The organism is Streptomyces sp. NPDC102462, assembly GCF_044765425.1.
Taxonomy (GTDB): Bacteria; Actinomycetota; Actinomycetes; order Streptomycetales; family Streptomycetaceae; genus Streptomyces.
On sequence record NZ_JBIWKB010000019.1, the window covers coordinates 104710 to 122468 of the forward strand.

Consider the following 17759-nt stretch of genomic DNA (forward strand, 5'->3'; position numbering starts at 1 on the left):
GCCCGGAGCCGGGTCGAAACCGAGGTACGGGTACGGGTTCGCCTCCGTGCCGTGAGCCGTGGTCACCGTACGGCCCTGTCCGTACCGCGCGCGCCCTTCCTCAGCGCCGCTTCCAGGGCCCTGTCGACCTCCCGGTAACCGTCCTTGCTCGCGCCGATGATTCTCGCCAGGGACTCGGTCTGCTCGCCGATCCGCTCGGTGCCGTACTTCCACTCCGCCTGGAAGTCCTCGCACGCGGCGTCGAGGTCATCGGTGCCGAGGCCGCTGACCGTCGCGTCGGCCAGCGCCCTGCGCAGGCCCTTCAGCGCATCGCTCGACTTGTTCAGCAGCCTCATGAAGTGCTTCAACTCGTCGTCGTCGACGGCCAGTCGGTCTGCCATGCGGTCCGCTCCCCTGGTGTGCCCTCGGACGAAGCGGAATCACGCTATCCGCCGTCGCGGCACACCGGCCCGCCCGTTCCCCCGGGTGGCGGCACGGGCGGGCTACGCCTTGACGGCGATACCCCTCACCGGTTGACGGCCTGGATTTCCTGGACGACCACGTCCTGGGTGGCGCCGAACGTGCCCTCCCCCAGGTCACCGCCCGCGCCGCCGGTGCCGGTCCAGTGGATGTGCCAGGTGATGGTCGCCTTCAGCGGGTAGGCGCCGTTGCCCGAAGCACGCAGGTACTTCACTCCGCACGGGGGTGTCCGGTCGGCCTTGCCCCTGGCGTACGGCTCGCCGATGCGTTGGTTGTCGATCCCACAGACGCCGGACGCGGGGTAGGTCAAGGCGTCCCCGGTACCGGGGTCGATCCTCAGGGAAACCGGTTCCGCCGTGGTCGTCGCCGTGATGCCGAGGATCGGGACGGAGGCGGTCACCGATACCGGCCTGAACGTGGCGCCGTCCAGCCAGGCCCAGGTGGGGAGGTTGACCTTCGTCGTGTCCGCGGGGGCCAGATCCACCGTTGTGCTCGGCACCCGGATCTCGTTGTACGCCAGCTCGGCAAGGATCTCGGGGGTCACCGCGTTCTGGATGTCGGCCGGTGGGGGGTCGCCCTTGTCCACCCAGAAGTACGGCTCCTTGCACTTGTCCCAGCCCGGCGGGAAGTCCTGGTTGACGTACGAGTCCCACCAATAGCCCTTGCCGGCCTTGTCCTTGTTGAAGTCCGTGTAGGGGTGGCCCTCGACGTAGCGATCGCGTTGCTGGGCGTCCCACTCATACCCCGTCGAGTCGGCGGCCCAGATCGGCTCCAGGTGCGCCTTGAGCTGGTCGGGCGTGTACTTGGGCGCATACCAACAGGCAGGCGGGGCCCAACTGGCGGTGGACGTCAGAGCCCCCACAGAACCCCCGACCCCATTCTTGGAACGGTCGTAGACGATGACTCCGGCCTGGGAGCTGATGGTGTCGCCGTCAACACCACCCGACGTCTCCCCACTGGGAGCGGGCGTCTGGGCGCCACCGCCGATCTTGTTGTCGGCCATGGCAGGGCCGGCCCCCACCACAACCGAGCCGACCAACGACAGCGCGGCCAGCGACCGTGCCGCGACGCTCAAGGCTGGCACTTGGCGCTCCCCCTCTGCGACATGAGCTTCTCGACGGCCCAGACACCCTTGTCGTTCTTCTTCAACTGGCTGCTGTAGAGGACGTAGCTGTTCTTGGTGACTGGGGTCTTGTCGGCCTTCTTCGTCTTCAAATACAGGTCGTACGCCTTACCCTGATCCTCGCAGTAGACGAGCGACGCCGTGCTGCCACCGCTCACGTTCACCACGGGGTTGTAGTAGCGGTAGCTGCCCGTCGTACGGGCGTGTGCCTTGACGTACGCCTCAATGAACTGTTGCGTCTGAGCCGCTGCTTCGCCCTCGTAATAGAACCTGTACGCGTCGTCGAGCGCGTTCTGGTTGACGATCGCCAGGTCTACCGCCTTGATGGACTGCTCGCTGTCCGACAGGACCGCGTCCTTGTCCGGGTCACCCGTCTTCGGCCAGTCGAAGGTGTACATCAGGTCCGACGGGAGGTCGATCTTCGGGCGGTCTGCGGGCGTTGACTGGGTGGGGGTTGAGGGAGTGGGGGTCGTGGGGGTCGTGTCCGCGCCGGCGATCTTGTCGTTCGCCTTGGTGTCGTCGTCGTTGCCGCCGCACCCGGTGAGGAGCAGTGCGGCCGTTACTCCGGCGGCGGCTGTCGTGAGCAGGCGGGGGCGGCGGGTCACGGTGGGCTCCTGGTGGGGCGAGCGGGGTGGGCCGAGCAGCGGACACGGTAGCCGGATCGGGCGCGGGCACACCAGGCCGACATGGCGAGCCCCGCCCGCGCGGAGTGCGCGAAGCGGGGCAAGGGGAGCCAATCGGCCTCGTCGGCAGGGGCGTTGATGACCGTTCCGTGACATGGCCGACGCCGAGGGTGGCCGTGCGGGCGGTCAGGTTCTGCGGCGGTTCGCGGAGCGCTTCGCGCCGTTGGGCCACAGCCTCGGCCTCCGCTTCGCCGCGAAGTCCTCGATCCAGCCGAAGGCGAGGATCGCCAGCCCGATCAGCGGCCAGACCAGGAAGAACATCCACAGCATGTAGGTGGAGTCGAGCGCCCCGGTCGCCCGCTCGCTCTGCATGAACGGCAGGTTGTACGCCTGGTCGATGATCGGGACCGTGGCCATGATCAGCAGGTTGTGCCACAGGTAGATGGTGACCGCGCGGTTGTTGGACAGGGTCACCAGCTTGTCCCAGCGCGCCAGCCGGCCCGGCAGCTCCGGCCAGGACGGCGAGTACTGCAACAGAATGACCACAAACCCGAAGGACCATGTCGCCTGCGCCAGCGGGATGTCGTTGAGGTCCCAGCCGTCGGGGCCCAGATGGCCGGAGGCCCACCACAGGCCGAAGGCCATGACCAGCGCCGAGCAGGAGACGGCGAGATAGCGGGGTATGCGCTTGAGCAGTCCCTCGTGGTGGGCGAAGCCCAGGACCCAGCAGCCGCCGTAGACCGCGAAGTCCGTCACCGCGTTGCCGGTCTCGCCGGGGATGGGCACGAGGCCCGTGCCGACGATCGCGGTCAGGCCGAGCGGGGCCAGCAGGGTCGGCCAGGGCGCGCGCCGGAACGCCCACAGGAGCAGCGGGGAGGCGACGACGAACCACAGGTAGGCGCGCAGGTACCAGAGCGGTCCCGCCGCCTGCACCGCCCAGGTGTCCTCCAGCAGGCCCGACTTCGAGCCGATGTGCCAGGGGAAGGGCGGGGCGCCGATCGGGATGATGTAGTCGATCAGCTTGACGAGGCCCCAGGTGCCGCCGTTGTCCGGGTCCTTCACCGGGTTCCAGCCGCCCGCGAACATCATCGCCAGCGCCACCACGCTGAACGCCCAGAGCGGCGGCAGGAGTCGACGGATCCGGCCCCGGATCACCCCGAGCGCCGGGCGTTTGAGCGAGCGTGCCATCAGGGAGCCGGCCAGCGCGAACATCACGCCCATCGACGGGAACAGCACGGTCAGCCAGGCCCAGCCGAACAGGTGGTAGACGACCACGCGGACCAGGGCGATCGAGCGCAGCAGGTCCAGATAGCGGTCACGGCCCGAGGCCGCCTTGGCCGGCCCGGAACCACCGGCAGTCCCGGCCACCGCAGCGCCACCGTCGGCCCCGGCAGCAACACCGGCGACCCCGGCCGCGGGGGCCGTCGTCCGCTGCTGCGGAATGCCGTACGACGGCGTCGGCTCCTGGCCCGCGCCGGTCCCGGTCGTGTATCCGTGGGTCATGCCACGGGCCTCCGATCACTGCTGCTGTGCGCCCGCTGGCGCGGCATCGGTCCGCCCGGTGCCTCGACGACGCCCGTGCGGCGCAGTTTCTGCCAGCGCAGGCGGCCGCCGGTGAGCGCCGTGATCCAGGACTGGAGCAGCACGACGTACATGAGTTGGCGATAGAGGATCTGCTGCAGGGGCAGCGAGATCAGGTGGGTCATGCGTTCGCGGTCGAGGCGGAACGCGTACGCCGCGCACACGGCCTGGATCGCCAGGACGCCCAGCCAGGCCACGACCGTCTTCTGTGTCGGGCCGAAGACCACGCCGTACAGGAGGAAGACGTCGATCAGGGGTGCCAGCAGCGGGGCCACGACCATGAACAGCGACACGAACGGCAGGCCCACCCGGCCGAAGCGGCCCGAGGGGCCCCGCTCCACCAGGGCGCGGCGGTGTTTCCAGATCGCCTGCATGGTGCCGTACGACCAGCGGTAGCGCTGCGACCAGAGCTGCTGGACCGACTCCGGGGCCTCCGTCCAGGCGCGCGCGTTCTCGGCGTAGACGACGCGCCAGCCGTCCCGGTGCAGGGCCATGGTGACGTCGGTGTCCTCGGCGAGCGTGTCGTCGCTCATGCCGCCGATACGTTCCAGGGCCGACCGGCGGAACGCGCCCACCGCGCCGGGGATCGTCGGCATGCAGCGCAGGATGTCGTACGTGCGCCGGTCGAGGTTGAAGCCCATCACGTACTCGATGTGCTGCCAGGCGCCGATCAGCGAGTCGCGGTTGCCGACCTTGGCGTTGCCCGCGACCGCGCCGACGCGCGGGTCGGCGAAGGGCTGCACCAGCTCGCCCACCGTGGCGGGTTCGAAGACGGTGTCGCCGTCCATCATCACGACCAGGTCGTAACGGGCGTTCGCCAGGCCGCGGTTGAGTGCGGCGGGCTTGCCCGCGTTCAACTGCCGTACGACGCGCACGTTCGGCAGGCCCATCGCCTCGACGATCCGGGCCGTGCCGTCCGTCGAACCGTCGTCTACGACGATGACCTCGATGGGATGCCGGCTCGCCATCAGCGAGGTGACGGTGTTCTCTATGCACTTCGCCTCGTTGTACGCCGGGACGATCACCGAGACGGGCTCGGTCACCGGCGGACCCCAGCTGAAGCCCTTGCGGCGCACCCGTCGGGCGTGCGCGCCGGAGAGCAGCAGCATCAGCACGAAGCGCCCGATGACCAGGGTGCCGATCACCGCGAGGCCGACGACGAGCACGCCGGTGATGTCGTCCGCGGCGCGCACCAGCAGGACCCACGCCCTGCCCTTCCACAGGTCGACGCCGCTGACCGGGGTGAGCGCGCTGGGCGCGCCGAGTGCTTCGGTCAGGTTGTCGAACCGGTAGCCGCGTTCCTGGAGTTCGGGCAGGAAACGGTCCAGGGCCTGCACGGTCTGGTGGCGGTCGCCGCCGGAGTCGTGCATCAGGACGATGGCGCCCTTGCCGTGGTGCGGGGTGGCCCGGCGGATGATCTCGTCGACGCCGGGCTTCTTCCAGTCCTCGCTGTCCGTGTTGTTGACGACGGTGATGTAGCCGCGGCTGCCGATGTACTCGGTGACCGGCCAGGACTTGTTGTCCATGGCGTCGGCGAAGGAGGAGTACGGCGGCCGGAACAGCGAGGTGCGGACCCCGGCGGCCCCGGTGATCGCCAGCTGGTTCTGGGACAGCTCCCAGTCGATGCGCTTCTTCGACTGATACGACAGGTCGGGGTGGTTGAAGGTGTGCAGGCCGACCTCGTGGCCCTCGTCGACCATGCGCTTGACCAGCTCCGGGTAGCGGGAGGTCATGGTGCCGGTGACGAAGAAGACGGCGTGCGCGTGGTGCTTCTTCAGTACGTCGAGGACCTTCGGGGTCCAGGTCGGGTCGGGGCCGTCGTCGAAGGTGAGGACCAGGTGGTGGTCGGGGACGCTCAGGCTGCCCGTGCGGCCGCCGCGGGTGTCGATGACCGGGCCGCCGTCGATGATCTTCTCCGGCACCCGGTCACTGGCGGCCTCGGGCTGGATGCGGTGGTCGGCGAGGATCTCGCTGTGGACGTAGCCGCGCAGCATCAGCATCGCGATCAGGGCGACGAGGAGGCACACGGGCAGCAGCAGACGCATGGGCAGCCGGGGCCGGGAGCCGTCACGGGCTCCGAGCGCGGCCCGGTGACGGCGGGTGCGGGGTGCCATCAGAGGTTGTGCTCCGGGGACGGGTCGGTGGCGGACGATGCGGTGGAGCCGTACTCCTTGGCGATCGGCGCCGGGGCGGACGAGTCGCCGGCCAACGCGCCGGTGCCGGCGGTGCCTCCGGCCGCGGACTCGGAGGGGTCGGGTGAGGGGCCGCCGGGGTCGACGGGGTCGCTCGGGTCGGGCGAGGCCGAGGGGGGCGGCTCCGTGGAGGGCTTGGGTCCTGCGGTCGAGCCGCCGCCGCTGCCGCCGGTGCCCGAACCGGACGTGGACCTGCTCGCCGTCGGCTGCGGGTCGGTGGCCGTGCCGAGGCTGCCGGAGCTGGTGGTGGCGCCGGGCTGAGCGGCGCCCGTGCCCGGTCCCGGGGTGGTGCCGTCGCTCGCCGTGGGGGTGGATTCGGGGGTGGCGCTGCCGGTGCCGGAGGGGCGGACGGACTCGGCGGGCAGCGGGGAGGTGTCCACCTTGCCCGCCGGGCGGTCGACGTTCTCGCCCGGTACGGGCAGCCAGGGGGCGTCGGAGCTGCCGGACAGGAGGGTGACGACGATGACGACGGCGTAGACCGCGCAGGCGACGCCGACGAGTATGCCGAGGCGGCGGAAGCGGCGGCTGCGGCGTCCCGACTCGTCGACGAAGACGGGGCGGTCGGAGCCGCCCTTGCCGCCGGTGGCACGGGCGCTCTCGACCCGGTGGAGCCGGGCGTCGCCCAGTTGTACGGCGTCGAGCTGGACCGTCACCTCGTGCGGGTCGTGGGCCGGGTCCGTGGACGGCCCGGCGCCCTCGCCCCCGGTCGAAAGGACCGAGAGGGACGTGTCCCAGGGGTCACGCAACGCCCCCGAGGCCGCGGTGACCCCGCCCGCACGGACGCCCCCGGCGGAACCGGCACCTCGCCCGGGCCCGGCGGAACCGCCCGGACCGGGGTCCCGCGCAAGCCCCGCGGAACCGGCGGAGCCGATGGCGGAACCGGCGGAGCCGATGGCCGGGCCGCTCCCTCCGGTCGCGGGCAGCACCGCGGTCTGTTCGGCATCGGATATGAGACGCCCGCGCCCCGCGCCCGGAACGGCCCCGGACTCGGACCCAGGCCCGGTCCCGGCCCCGGACTCCGCAGCCTCGCGCTCCCGCGCCGGCCCACCATCGGATCCACCGCCCGGACCCGAGCCGGACTCACCGACGGACCGACCGCCCGGTTCGCTGACGGACCGACCGCCGGACTCGCTGACGGACCGACCGCCGGACCCCCGGAGGGACCGGTTGCCGAACCAGCCGTCGAACGCGTCGTCAGGCCCGCTGTGCGGACCCCGGTCCGCATGGAGGGCGGTCGTGCTTCCGATCTCCGGGAACGCTCGGGTGTCGCCCCCCGCCAGGGGAAGGTTCCGGGTCGTCGCTGCGACATCGGACCGTTCCGGTTGGGCGTCTTCTCGCCACTTCTTCACGCGCGCACATCCCCCCACGGGACAGTTCCGGGTGCGCTCACGACACCGAGCACCCGTCGATCGAACCGAGCCCCCACCCGGCCCGAGCGCCCCCTTTACCACAGCGTGCTCGGGCAACGAATGTAGCGCACGCGGAGGATATGTGGTCACCGCGCATCAGTTCCCGGCACACATCACCTCCTCGTCCATGGCCGGAATCCATCCCCCGGCGGGCCGTCGCAGCCATCCGTGCGCGGCGGCGACCTCGGCCGCGGCCCGCCGCAGCGCGTCCAACCCGGGATGGACCAGCCCCTTTCGCCACACCAGTGACACGGGCGAGAGCGGCACCGGATCGACGAGTCGGCGCAAAACCGTGCGTGGCATGGCCGGAAAGTCCACCACGGCGAGAATCGGGTTCCTCGTCTTCGCCATCATCCGCTCGAACTCCTCGTCCCCGACGGCCAGCGGAAGGGGCGGCGCGAGCCGGATGTCCCACTCATCGAAGAGGCGGCGCGCGAGGTCGGTCCACTCGGGGGTGCGCGGATTGCCGGCCCCGGCGTACACGGTCTCGCCCGCGAGCGCGGCCGGCGGCACCGCCTCCAGCGAGGCCAGCGGATGGTCGTCGGGCAGCACCAGGGCCATGGGTTCGTAGCGGACCGGCTGCTGTTCGAGTCCGGCCCGCAGCACCGGGTCGAGGCCGGCGAACCGGCCGAAGGACGCGTCGAGCCGGCCCGCGAGGAGTTCGGCCGCCGCACCGGTCAGCCCGCTCTCGTAGCGGGCCATCAGCTCGTGTTCCGGTGCGAGGTCGCGGGCCCGGTGCAGTACCCGGCGGCCGGTGGCCAGGCCCGGTGAGTTCAGGTCGACCAGCAGGGGCCGGGCCCGGCCGGCGGCTGCGAGCAGGTCGTCGTGGGCGGCGAGCACCCGGCGGGCGTACGGCAGCAGGCGCGCGCCGTCCGCGGTCAGCGTCACCTGCCGGGTCGTCCGCAGGAACAGTTCGGCGCCCAGCTCCCGCTCCAGCCGCCGTACGTCCCGGCTCAGCGCCTGCTGGGCGACGTACAGACGGGCGGCGGCCCGGGTGAAGTGCAGTTCCTCGGCGACGGTGACGAAGGCGCGCAGGAGGCGGGGTTCGGGGTGGGCGGGAGCGGACACATCCGGAATCTACAACGGATGTGCGTGAATCCGCACCGAACAGGTGTTGGACCCCGGGGCCGCCCCCGGACGACGGTGGCCGCATGCCTGCGACCCCCGCCGAATCCCAGACCGAGCCGTCCTGCCCAGCGCCGTCGAAGGCGCCCGCACAGCAGGGTGCCGCGGCGCCGCCTCGGCAGCGGCCGGAAGCGACCCACGACGCACCCGCGGAACCCGGTCCCGGCACACCCGCGGAGCCTGGTCCCGGCACACCCACGGAGCCTGGTCCCGGCACGCCCGCGGACTCCCGCCCCGACGCACCCGCGAAACCCCGCCCCGAGACACCCCCGACATCGCACCGCGCGGCACCCCGCACGGCCCCCGCCGCACCACCGGCCGAAACAGCCCCCGAGCCCCTGACCCACTCCCCCAGCGGAACAACCCCACCGCCGGCCAGGCCACACACCGCAGCACCTCCCGAAGCCCCGCCCAGACCCCCCGCCAGGGAAACCCCCCTCGCCCCCTACCGTCGCCTCTTCGCCCGCCCCGGCGTCCGGGCCTTCACCGTCGGGAATCTGGTCGCCCGGCTGCCGATGGGCATGTTCAGCGTGAGCGCGGTCGTGATGATCGCCGGTGCCCGGGGCTCGTACGCGCTCGCCGGCGCCGTCACCGCGGCCGGTCTCGGGGCGACGGCGGTGGCCGGGCCGTGGCTCGCGCGGCTCGTGGACCGGCACGGGCAGGCCCGTATCGCCGTACCGGCCACGGTGTGCGCGGTGCTGGGCAGCCTCGCCCTGCTGCTGTGCGTGCGCCACGGCGCCCCGGACTGGACCCTGTTCGCCGCGTACGCGGCCACCGCAGCCACCCCCAACATCGGCGGACTGTCCCGGGCCCGCTGGGCGCACCTGCTGCGGGACGATCCCGGCGCCCTGCACACCGCGAACTCCTTCGAACAGGCCGCGGACGAGCTGTGCTTCATGCTCGGCCCGGTGCTGGCGTCCTTCCTGACCGGGACGTTCTTCCCCGAGGCGGGCACGCTCACCGGGGCGGTCCTGCTGCTGACGGGCATGCTGGTGTTCGCGGCGCAGCGGACGACCGAGCCGCCGCCGCGGGCGGTGCGCCGGGGCCGCTCGCCGCTGCGCGCCCCGGGTTTCCCGCCGCTGCTGGTCTGTTTCGTCGCCACCGGTGCCGTCTTCGGCTCGATGGAGGTCGTCACGATCGCCTACGCGGACGGGCAGGGCCACCGGTCCGCGGCCGGGGCGGTCCTCGCCCTGCAGGCGGCGGGCTCGTGCGCGGCCGGGCTGTGGTATGGGGCGCGCGGCCCGGCCCGCGCGGGGCTGCCGAGGTGTCTGCTCGCGATGACCGCGCTGATGCTGCTGCCGCTGCTCGCGGCCGGCGTCTCGGGATCGCTGTGGGCGCTGGCGGCGGCCCTGCTCGTGGCGGGCATGGCGACCGCGCCGACGATGGTCACCGCGATGACGCTGGTGCAGCGGCAGACCCCCGAGGGCCGGCTGAACGAGGGGATGAGCCTCGTGGTCACCGGGCTGCTCCTCGGCATCGCCTGCGGCTCCGCGGGCGGCGGCTGGGCCGCACAGCACGCGTCGCCGACGACGGGCTTCACGGTGCCGGCCGCGGCGGCCGGCACCGCGTTGCTGATCGCCTCGGCCACCGCACGGCCGCGATCGTCACGGCGCCTCCGTCGAATCGCTTGAATCAATTCCCGCAGCACCCATTGACGCACCTCACGGCCCCACCTACCTTCCCCCGTCGAAGCGCTTCGACGCCCTGCATCGAACTGGTTCGACGGGACCGGTGGACCGCTGCATGGCGACCCCAGAACCATCCGACTCCCCTGGAGGCACAGGATGTTGACGGCACGAAGGCGTGTGGCGGCCGCTGCGGTGATCCTCTCCGGGTCCCTGCTGTTGACCTCCTGCGGCGGCTCGGACGGCGGCTCCTCCGACGGCAGGACGCTGCGGCTGTGGCACTACGAGGCGCCCAACAGCGCGATGGGCCTGGCCTGGAAGGAGGCCATCAAGGAGTTCGAGGCCCGGCACCCCGGGGTCACGGTGAAGTTCGAGGAGAAGGGGTTCGAACAGATCCAGAAGACGGCGCCGATGGTGCTCAACTCCTCCGACGCGCCCGATCTGATGGAGTACAACAAGGGCAACGCGACGGCGGGCCTGCTCTCCAAGCAGGGCCTGCTCAGCGATCTGACCGCCCAGGCCACCGCACGCGGCTGGGACAAGAAGCTGAGCGCGGGCGTCCGCACGACCAGCCGGTACGACACGAACGGCGTGATGGGCTCCGGCGCGTGGTACGGCGTGCCCAACTACGCCGAGTACACGATGGTCTTCTACAACAAGGACCTGTTCGCGAAGTACGGCATCGCCGAGCCGAAGACGTTCGACGAACTGACCGCCGCGATGGACGCGTTCGTGGGCAAGGGCGTCACCCCGCTGGCCAACGCGGGCGCCGAGTACCCGGCCCAGCAGTATCTGTACCAGCTGGCCCTCTCCCGGGCCGACCGCTCCTGGGTCGACGCGTACGAGCTGTACAAGGGGGAGAACGACTTCCACGACGCCGCCTGGACCTACGCGGCGACCACGTTCGCGGACTGGGTGAAGAAGGGCTACATCAGCAGGACGTCCAGCGGTGCCAAGGCCGAGGACGCGGGCGTGTCCTGGATCCGGGGCAAGGCGCCGATCCTGTTCTCCGGCAGCTGGTGGTTCGGCCGCTTCGAGGACGAGGCGACGTTCGACTGGGACACCTCGCTGTGGCCGGGCTCGGATCTGACCCTCGGCTCCGGCGGCAATCTGTGGGTCGTCCCCAAGGGCGCGAAGAACAAGGAACTCGCCTACGATTTCATCGACATCACCCTGTCGAAGAAGATCCAGAACCTGCTCGGCAACAAGGGCGCCGTCCCGGTCGCGGCCGACGCCTCGGCCATCACCGAGCCGAGGGCCAAGGCCCTCATCTCCGACTTCAACACCCTGACCGCCCGGGACGGCCTGGCCTTCTACCCGGACTGGCCGGTCCCCGGCTTCTACGACACCCTCGTCTCCGAGACCCAGAAGCTGATCACGGACAGCGAGCAGCCGGACGCCTGTCTGAGTCATCTGCAGAAGGCGTACGACAAGGGCGTACCGGGCCGATGACCGTCACCGTCGCACGCGGCGGGCGGCCGGCGAGGGCCCGGCACCGCGCCGGGCCCCCGCCCCGGCACCGCGACTCCTACGCGCTGTTCCTGCTGCCGGGAGCGCTGGCGTTCCTCGTGGTGATCGTCGTCCCGTTCCTGATGAACACCGGTGTGAGCTTCACCGACTGGCAGGGGGTGGGCACCCCCGAGGGGTCCGGGCTCGCCAACTACCGCGAGCTGCTGGGCGACTCCGAGTTCTGGGCCTCGTTCCGGCACAGCCTGTTCATGGTCGTCGCCATGGCGCTGGTGCCGACGGCGCTCGGACTCGTCCTGGCCGCCGCGCTGTTCGACTACGTCGGCAAGCACTTCGGCTCCCGGGTCGTGGTCGTGCTGCGGGCCTGTTTCTATCTGCCGCAGGTGCTGCCGATCGCGGTCGCCGGCATCGTCTGGAGCTGGATCCTCGCCCCGGACGACGGCACGCTCAACGCCCTGCTGAAGGCCGTCGGGCTCGGCTCCTGGCGGCAGGACTGGCTCGGCGACCCGGATCTCGCGCTGTACAGCGTGATGGGCGTGATGGTGTGGGTGCAGCTCGGCTTCCCGCTGGTCGTCTTCATGGCGGGCCTGCAACGCGTCGACCCGCAGCTGTACGAGGCGGCCGAGCTGGACGGCGCCGGCTGGTGGCGCCGCTTCCGGCACATCACGCTGCCACAGCTCCGCCCGGAGATCCATGTGGTGCTGACCTGGTGCACCGTGGCCGCGCTCAAGGTGTTCGGCGCGGTGTACGTGCTGACGAAGGGCGGTCCCGGCGGGGCGACCGATGTGCCCTCCTACTTCTCCTTCACCACGTTCTTCGAGAAGACCCAGGTCGGCTACGGCGCGGCGATCTCCACCGTGCTCACGGTCCTCATCCTGGCCCTCAGTCTGCTCGGGCTGAGGCTCCAGAGCCGTGCCGAGGACGCCGAGGAAGGGGGCCGGGCATGACCGGAGCGCTGCGCCGCTACCCGGTGCTGATCGCCCTGTGCGTGGCGGCCCTGTTCATGGTGGTGCCGTTCGTGATCGTCGCCGTCAACGCGGTCAAGTCACCGGCGGAGTACTCCCGGCACGGCCCGCTCAGCCTGCCCGACGGCATCCACCTGGATGGTCTGCAGGACTTCTGGCAGCGCGTCGACTACGGCCGAAAGCTCCTCAACTCCGTGCTGATCAGCGGCTCGGTGGCCATCCTCGCGGTCGTCGTGTCGGTGCTCAACGCGTATGCGATCGGCATCGGCCGGATCAAGGGCCGTACCTGGGTGCTGGCGTTCTTCGTGCTCGCGAACACGCTGCCGCAGGAGGCGCTGGTCTATCCGCTCTACTACCTGAGCAAGCAGGCGGGCCTGTACGACACCCGGATCGGCGTGATCATCGTGTTCACGGTGATCCAGGCGGCCTTCGGCACCTATCTCCTCTCCTCGGTGCTGGGCCGGTTCCCGCGGGAGATCATCGAGGCGGCCCGCATCGACGGGGCGAACAAGTGGCAGGTGCTGTGGCGGATCGTGGTCCCGGTCAGCCGCCCCACCCTCGGTGTGCTCCTGGTGTTCTTCTTCGTCTGGACCTGGAACGAGTTCCTGCTGCCGCTGGTCATGCTGGTCTCCAACGACAACCAGACCGTGTCGGTGGCGCTCGGCGTCCTTCAGGGCCAGCGTCTGATGGACGCCACCATGACCAGCGCGGCGGCCCTGCTCGGTGTGCTGCCGGCGGTCGTCTTCTTCCTCGTCTTCCAGCGCACGCTCATCCGCGGGCTCGCCGCGGGTGCCGTCAAGTAGGGAGCCCCTGTGAAGTTCACCGACGGCTACTGGCTGTTGCGCGAGGGCGTCACCGCGGCCCACCCGGTCGAGGTCCTGGACGTCACCGTCGCCGGGGACGCCCCCTCCGAAGGAGGCTCGCTGGAGATCCACGCGCCGACCCGGCCCGTCCGCCACCGCGGCGACCTGCTGAAGGGACCGGTAGTGACGATCAGTGTCCATGCCCCGATGCCCGACGTCATCGGCATCACGTTCACCCACTTCGAGGGCGAGCAGCCGCGCACCCCCCGCTTCGAGGTGCGACGGCAGGAGGGCGCGGCGCAGATCTCCTACGACGACGAGCACGCGATGCTCACCTCCGGCGCGCTGTCGGTCCGGGTGGCCCGCACCGGCCCCTGGCGGGTCGACTTCCTGGCCGGCGGGCGCACCCTGACCGGCAGCGGTCCCAAGGGCATGGGCATCATGCGGGACGCGACCGGCGCGCACTATCTGCGCGAGCAACTGGACCTCGGGGTCGGCACCGGCGTCTACGGTCTGGGCGAGCGTTTCGGGCCGCTGGTCAAGAACGGCCAGGTCGTCGACATCTGGAACGCCGACGGTGGCACGGCCACCGAACAGGCCTACAAGAACGCCCCGTTCTATCTCACCGACGCCGGCTACGGCGTCTTCGTCGACCACCCCGGCAAGGTGTCCTTCGAGGTCGGTTCGGAATCCGTGTCCCGGGTCCAGTTCAGCGCCGAGTCACAGCAGTTGACGTACTACGTCATCCACGGCCCGGCCCCGAAGGACATCCTGCGCACGTACACCGCCCTCACCGGCCGCCCGGCCCTGCCGCCCGCCTGGTCGTTCGGGCTGTGGCTGTCGACGTCGTTCACCACGTCGTACGACGAGGAGACGGTGACGTCCTTCATCGAGGGCATGCGGGAGCGCGAACTGCCGCTGTCCGTCTTCCACTTCGACTGTTTCTGGATGCGCGAGCTGCACTGGTGCGACTTCAGCTGGGACCCGCGGGTGTTCCCGGACCCGGAGGGCATGCTGGCCCGTCTGAAGGAGCGCGGCCTGCGGATCTGCGTCTGGATCAACCCGTACATCGCCCAGCGCTCGGCCCTGTTCGCGGAGGGCAAGGCCCTCGGGCATCTGCTGAAGCGGCCGGACGGCGCCGTGTGGCAGTGGGACCTGTGGCAACCCGGCATGGCGCTGGTGGACTTCACCAGCCCGGCCGCCCGCGACTGGTACGCGGCGAAGCTGGAGGCGCTGCTCGCGCAGGGCGTCGACTGCTTCAAGACCGACTTCGGCGAGCGCGTCCCGCTCGACGTGGCCTGGGCCGACGGCTCCGACCCGGAGCGGATGCACAACTACTACACCTACCTCTACAACCGCACCGTCTTCGACGTGCTGCGCAAACACCGGGGCGAGGGCGAGGCGGTGGTGTTCGCGCGGTCGGCGACCACCGGGAGCCAGCGGTTCCCGGTGCACTGGGGCGGCGACTGCGAGGCGACGTACGAGTCGATGGCCGAGTCGCTGCGCGGCGGCCTGTCGCTGGGGCTGTCCGGGTTCGGCTTCTGGAGCCATGACATCGGCGGCTTCGAGGGCACCCCGACGCCCGCGCTGTTCAAGCGGTGGATCGCCTTCGGTCTGCTGTCCTCGCACAGCCGGCTGCACGGGTCGTCGTCGTACCGGGTGCCGTGGCTGTTCGACGAGGAGTCCGTCGACGTGCTGCGCCACTTCACCCGGCTCAAGCTGCGTCTGATGCCCTACCTCTACGAAGCGGCGCGCACCGCCCACGAGGAGGGTGTGCCGGTGATGCGGGCGATGATCCTGCAGTTCCCGGACGACCCCGGGTGCGCGCATCTGGAGCGGCAGTACATGCTCGGCCCGGATCTGCTGGTCGCGCCGGTGTTCAGCGACGAGGGGGACGTGACGTACTACGTGCCCGAGGGCACCTGGACCCGCTTCGCCGACGGGCGGACGGTGACCGGGCCGCGCTGGGTGCGCGAGCGGCACGGCTTTCTGAGCGTGCCGCTGCTCGTGCGGCCGGGCGCGGTGATCCCGGTGGGCGCGGTGGACGACCGGCCGGACTACGACCACGCCGACGGGGTCACGCTGCACGCGTTCCGGCCGGCCCGCGGCGCACAGGTGACGGTGCGGGTCGGGGACGTGACCTTCACCGTCGTACGGGAGGGCGACACGCTGCGGGCCTCGGCCGGCGATCCCTCGCGGCCCTGGGCGCTCGCGGCCGGGGAGCGGACCGCTCGGGCCCGGGCCGGTACCGGGTTCCTCACGGTGGAGCTGGGCTGATGGTCAAGATCACCGATGTGGCGCGGCACGCCGGGGTCTCCCCCAGCACCGTCTCCTACGCCCTGAGCGGCAAGCGCCCCATCTCCGAGGAGACCCGGCGGCGCATCGCCGCGTCCATCCGCGAGCTGGGCTACCGCCCGCACGCCGGCGCCCGCGCCCTGGCCGGCAGCCGCTCCAACGTCCTCGCCCTGGTGGTCCCGCTGCGCCCGGGCATCCATGTGCCGGTGGTCATGGGATGCGCGGTGTCGGTGGTGACCACGGCCCGGCGCCACGGCCACGATGTGCTGCTGCTCACCCAGGAGGAGGGCGAGGAGGGGCTGCGGCGGGTCGCGGACACCGCGCTGGTGGACGCGCTGATCGTGATGGACGTCCAGCTCCACGACCCCCGGCTGCCGCTGCTGCGCTCGCTGGGCCGACCGTCCGTGCTGATCGGGTTTCCCGCCGAGCCCGCGGGCCTGACCTGCGTGGACCTCGATTTCAAGGCGGCCGGTGAGCTGTGCGTGGAACGGCTGGCGGGGCTCGGGCACCGGGTCGTGGCGCTGGTCGGCTCGCCGCCCGAGGTGTATGTGCGCCGGACGGGGTTCGCCGAGCGGGTGGTACGGGGCTTCACCGCGGCGGCCGACCGGCGCGGGCTCGTCTCGGCCGTGCACCCGTGCGAGGCGACGCCCGCCGCGGCCCGCCGGGTCGCGGAGCGGCTGCTGCGCGAGCAGCCCGCGCTGACCGGGGTGGTGGTGCACAACGAGGCGGTGCTGGAGCCGCTGATCGATGCCTTCGAACGGCTCGGGCTGCGGGTTCCCGGCGATCTGTCCGTCACCGCGATCTGCCCCGACGAACTCGCCGCGTCGCTGCGCGTCCCGGTCACGTCGGTGGCCCTGCCGTCCGCCGAACTCGGCGAGCGGGCGGTGGAGTTACTGATGGGGAAGCTGGCCGGCGCCGAGGTCCCGGAGGCGACGCTGCTCGCGCCCCGCCTGACCGAACGCGCCACCACCCGGCCCCGCGCGGCGCCCTGAGCGCGGCGCGCCGTGGCGACGGGCCGTCGTGGCGAAGCCCTGCTCGCGCGGCGCAGTCGCGTGACAACGACGAAGGCGACGTGCGCCGGTGGGCGCACGTCGCCTGTCGTGTTCGTGGAGATGGCGGGAATCGAACCCGCGTCCAACGGTGCGGAACCAGGGCTTCTCCGTGTGCAGTCCGCTGCGCTTTTCTCAGCCCCGGAGATCACGCGGACAAGTCTCCGACGGGCTCAGTCACTGTGTGGTTTCCCTCTTCACCCCGTGACCGGGATCAAGGTTTAGTCCCCTAGCTGATGCCAGGATCCGGGTCGGGAACAGCCCCGGGCTGACACTCCCTTTAGTAGGAGGCTCGCTCTGGCTGCCTATCAGGCAGCGAGGGCGAAGGCCTGCTGGGAGGAATCGCGCTTGGTATTGGCGATTATTTTTTTCGGCCTGTGGTTTACGAGATCATGGCCGCTTCCTCGACACGCTTCCCCTGCTTCGACAACCGCTGTCGAAACCGATCATCCCCATGTTCATTTTTCAATCCACGCACCCGCCTGGGGTGCGCTGCCATCGTACGTGACCAACGCACCCGCGTGCCAGCGTATTCCCGCCGGCCGGTCAGGACTGGCCGCGCTGCTTGCGCCGGGCCGCCGCCATCGCGCGGTCCGCCTCGCGCCGGTCCTGCTTCTCGCGCAGCGTCTGGCGCTTGTCGTACTCCTTCTTGCCCTTGGCGAGCGCGATCTCGATCTTGGCCCGGCCGTCCTTGAAGTACAGCGCGAGCGGCACGATCGTGTGACCCGTCTCCTGGACCTTGGACTCCAGCCTCTCGATCTCCGCGCGGTGCAGCAGCAGCTTCCGCTTGCGGCGGGCGCTGTGGTTGGTCCAGGTGCCCTGGGTGTACTCCGGCACATGCACGTTGTACAGCCACGCCTCGCGCGCGTCGAGCTGCACGAAGCCGTCGACCAGCGAGGCCCGTCCCTGGCGCAGCGACTTCACCTCGGTCCCGGTGAGGACCAGACCGGCCTCAAAGGAGTCGAGGATGTGGTAGTCGTGCCGCGCCTTCTTGTTCTGCGCGATCAGCTTGCGCCCTTTTTCCTTAGCCATAGTGCCGACCA

General features: G+C 71.0%; 14 protein-coding genes and 1 other RNA gene. 6 read left to right on the forward strand and 9 right to left on the reverse strand.

Features of this window, described 5'->3' with window-relative positions; genetic code table 11:
* Positions 1-62: 62 nt before the first annotated feature.
* From ACIRFL_RS18750 to ACIRFL_RS18780, 7 genes are all read right to left on the reverse strand, one after another.
* Positions 63-380, reverse strand: coding sequence for a hypothetical protein (locus ACIRFL_RS18750; RefSeq protein ID WP_404029624.1), 318 nt, complete (start codon positions 378-380; stop codon positions 63-65).
* Between the two features lie 125 nt (positions 381-505).
* A complete protein-coding gene (locus tag ACIRFL_RS18755) occupies positions 506-1543 on the reverse strand; it encodes a hypothetical protein (protein WP_404029625.1) in 1038 nt (345 codons plus the stop codon).
* Positions 1531-2187: a hypothetical protein gene (locus ACIRFL_RS18760; protein ID WP_404029627.1), complete on the reverse strand. Its 657-nt coding sequence runs from the start codon at positions 2185-2187 to the stop codon at positions 1531-1533. Before ACIRFL_RS18760 ends, ACIRFL_RS18755 begins: the two co-directional genes overlap by 13 nt.
* A gap of 204 nt (positions 2188-2391) precedes the next feature.
* On the reverse strand, positions 2392-3708 hold the full coding sequence (locus ACIRFL_RS18765; RefSeq protein ID WP_404029629.1) for an acyltransferase: 1317 nt from the start codon (positions 3706-3708) through the stop codon (positions 2392-2394).
* The gene (locus tag ACIRFL_RS18770) at positions 3705-5900 is read right to left on the reverse strand and encodes a glycosyltransferase (protein ID WP_404029631.1); all 2196 of its coding nucleotides are present in this window, start codon (positions 5898-5900) and stop codon (positions 3705-3707) included. Before ACIRFL_RS18770 ends, ACIRFL_RS18765 begins: the two co-directional genes overlap by 4 nt.
* A complete protein-coding gene (locus ACIRFL_RS18775) occupies positions 5900-6724 on the reverse strand; it encodes a hypothetical protein (RefSeq protein ID WP_404029633.1) in 825 nt (274 codons plus the stop codon). Before ACIRFL_RS18775 ends, ACIRFL_RS18770 begins: the two co-directional genes overlap by 1 nt.
* A 759-nt stretch (positions 6725-7483) precedes the next feature.
* On the reverse strand, positions 7484-8455 hold the full coding sequence (locus tag ACIRFL_RS18780) for a LysR family transcriptional regulator (RefSeq protein ID WP_404029634.1): 972 nt from the start codon (positions 8453-8455) through the stop codon (positions 7484-7486).
* Positions 8456-8850: 395 nt separating this feature from the next.
* Here ACIRFL_RS18780 and ACIRFL_RS18785 point away from each other — a divergent pair, with 395 nt between their 5' ends.
* The 6 genes from ACIRFL_RS18785 (at position 8851) to ACIRFL_RS18810 (ending at position 16659) form a co-directional block, all read left to right on the forward strand.
* Positions 8851-10143 carry an MFS transporter gene (locus ACIRFL_RS18785; protein WP_404029677.1) on the forward strand — a complete coding sequence of 431 codons (1293 nt, stop codon included), beginning with the start codon at positions 8851-8853 and terminating at the stop codon, positions 10141-10143.
* Between the two features lie 153 nt (positions 10144-10296).
* On the forward strand, positions 10297-11589 hold the full coding sequence (locus tag ACIRFL_RS18790; RefSeq protein WP_404029636.1) for an extracellular solute-binding protein: 1293 nt from the start codon (positions 10297-10299) through the stop codon (positions 11587-11589).
* Positions 11586-12551, forward strand: a complete 966-nt coding sequence (locus ACIRFL_RS18795; RefSeq protein WP_404029638.1) for a carbohydrate ABC transporter permease — start codon at positions 11586-11588, stop codon at positions 12549-12551. The genes ACIRFL_RS18790 and ACIRFL_RS18795 overlap by 4 nt, the downstream gene beginning before the upstream one ends.
* A complete protein-coding gene (locus ACIRFL_RS18800) occupies positions 12548-13372 on the forward strand; it encodes a carbohydrate ABC transporter permease (protein ID WP_404029640.1) in 825 nt (274 codons plus the stop codon). Before ACIRFL_RS18795 ends, ACIRFL_RS18800 begins: the two co-directional genes overlap by 4 nt.
* A gap of 9 nt (positions 13373-13381) precedes the next feature.
* Positions 13382-15649: an alpha-xylosidase gene (gene yicI, locus ACIRFL_RS18805; RefSeq protein ID WP_404029642.1), complete on the forward strand. Its 2268-nt coding sequence runs from the start codon at positions 13382-13384 to the stop codon at positions 15647-15649.
* A complete protein-coding gene (locus ACIRFL_RS18810) occupies positions 15649-16659 on the forward strand; it encodes a LacI family DNA-binding transcriptional regulator (RefSeq protein WP_404029643.1) in 1011 nt (336 codons plus the stop codon). The genes yicI and ACIRFL_RS18810 overlap by 1 nt, the downstream gene beginning before the upstream one ends.
* 112 nt (positions 16660-16771) lie before the next feature.
* Here the strand turns inward: ACIRFL_RS18810 and ssrA are convergent.
* Both ssrA and smpB read right to left on the reverse strand, forming a co-directional pair.
* Positions 16772-17170: a transfer-messenger RNA gene (gene ssrA / locus ACIRFL_RS18815) on the reverse strand.
* 92 nt (positions 17171-17262) lie between these two features.
* Positions 17263-17748, reverse strand: a complete 486-nt coding sequence (smpB, locus tag ACIRFL_RS18820; RefSeq protein WP_404029645.1) for an SsrA-binding protein SmpB — start codon at positions 17746-17748, stop codon at positions 17263-17265.
* Positions 17749-17759: the final 11 nt, after the last annotated feature.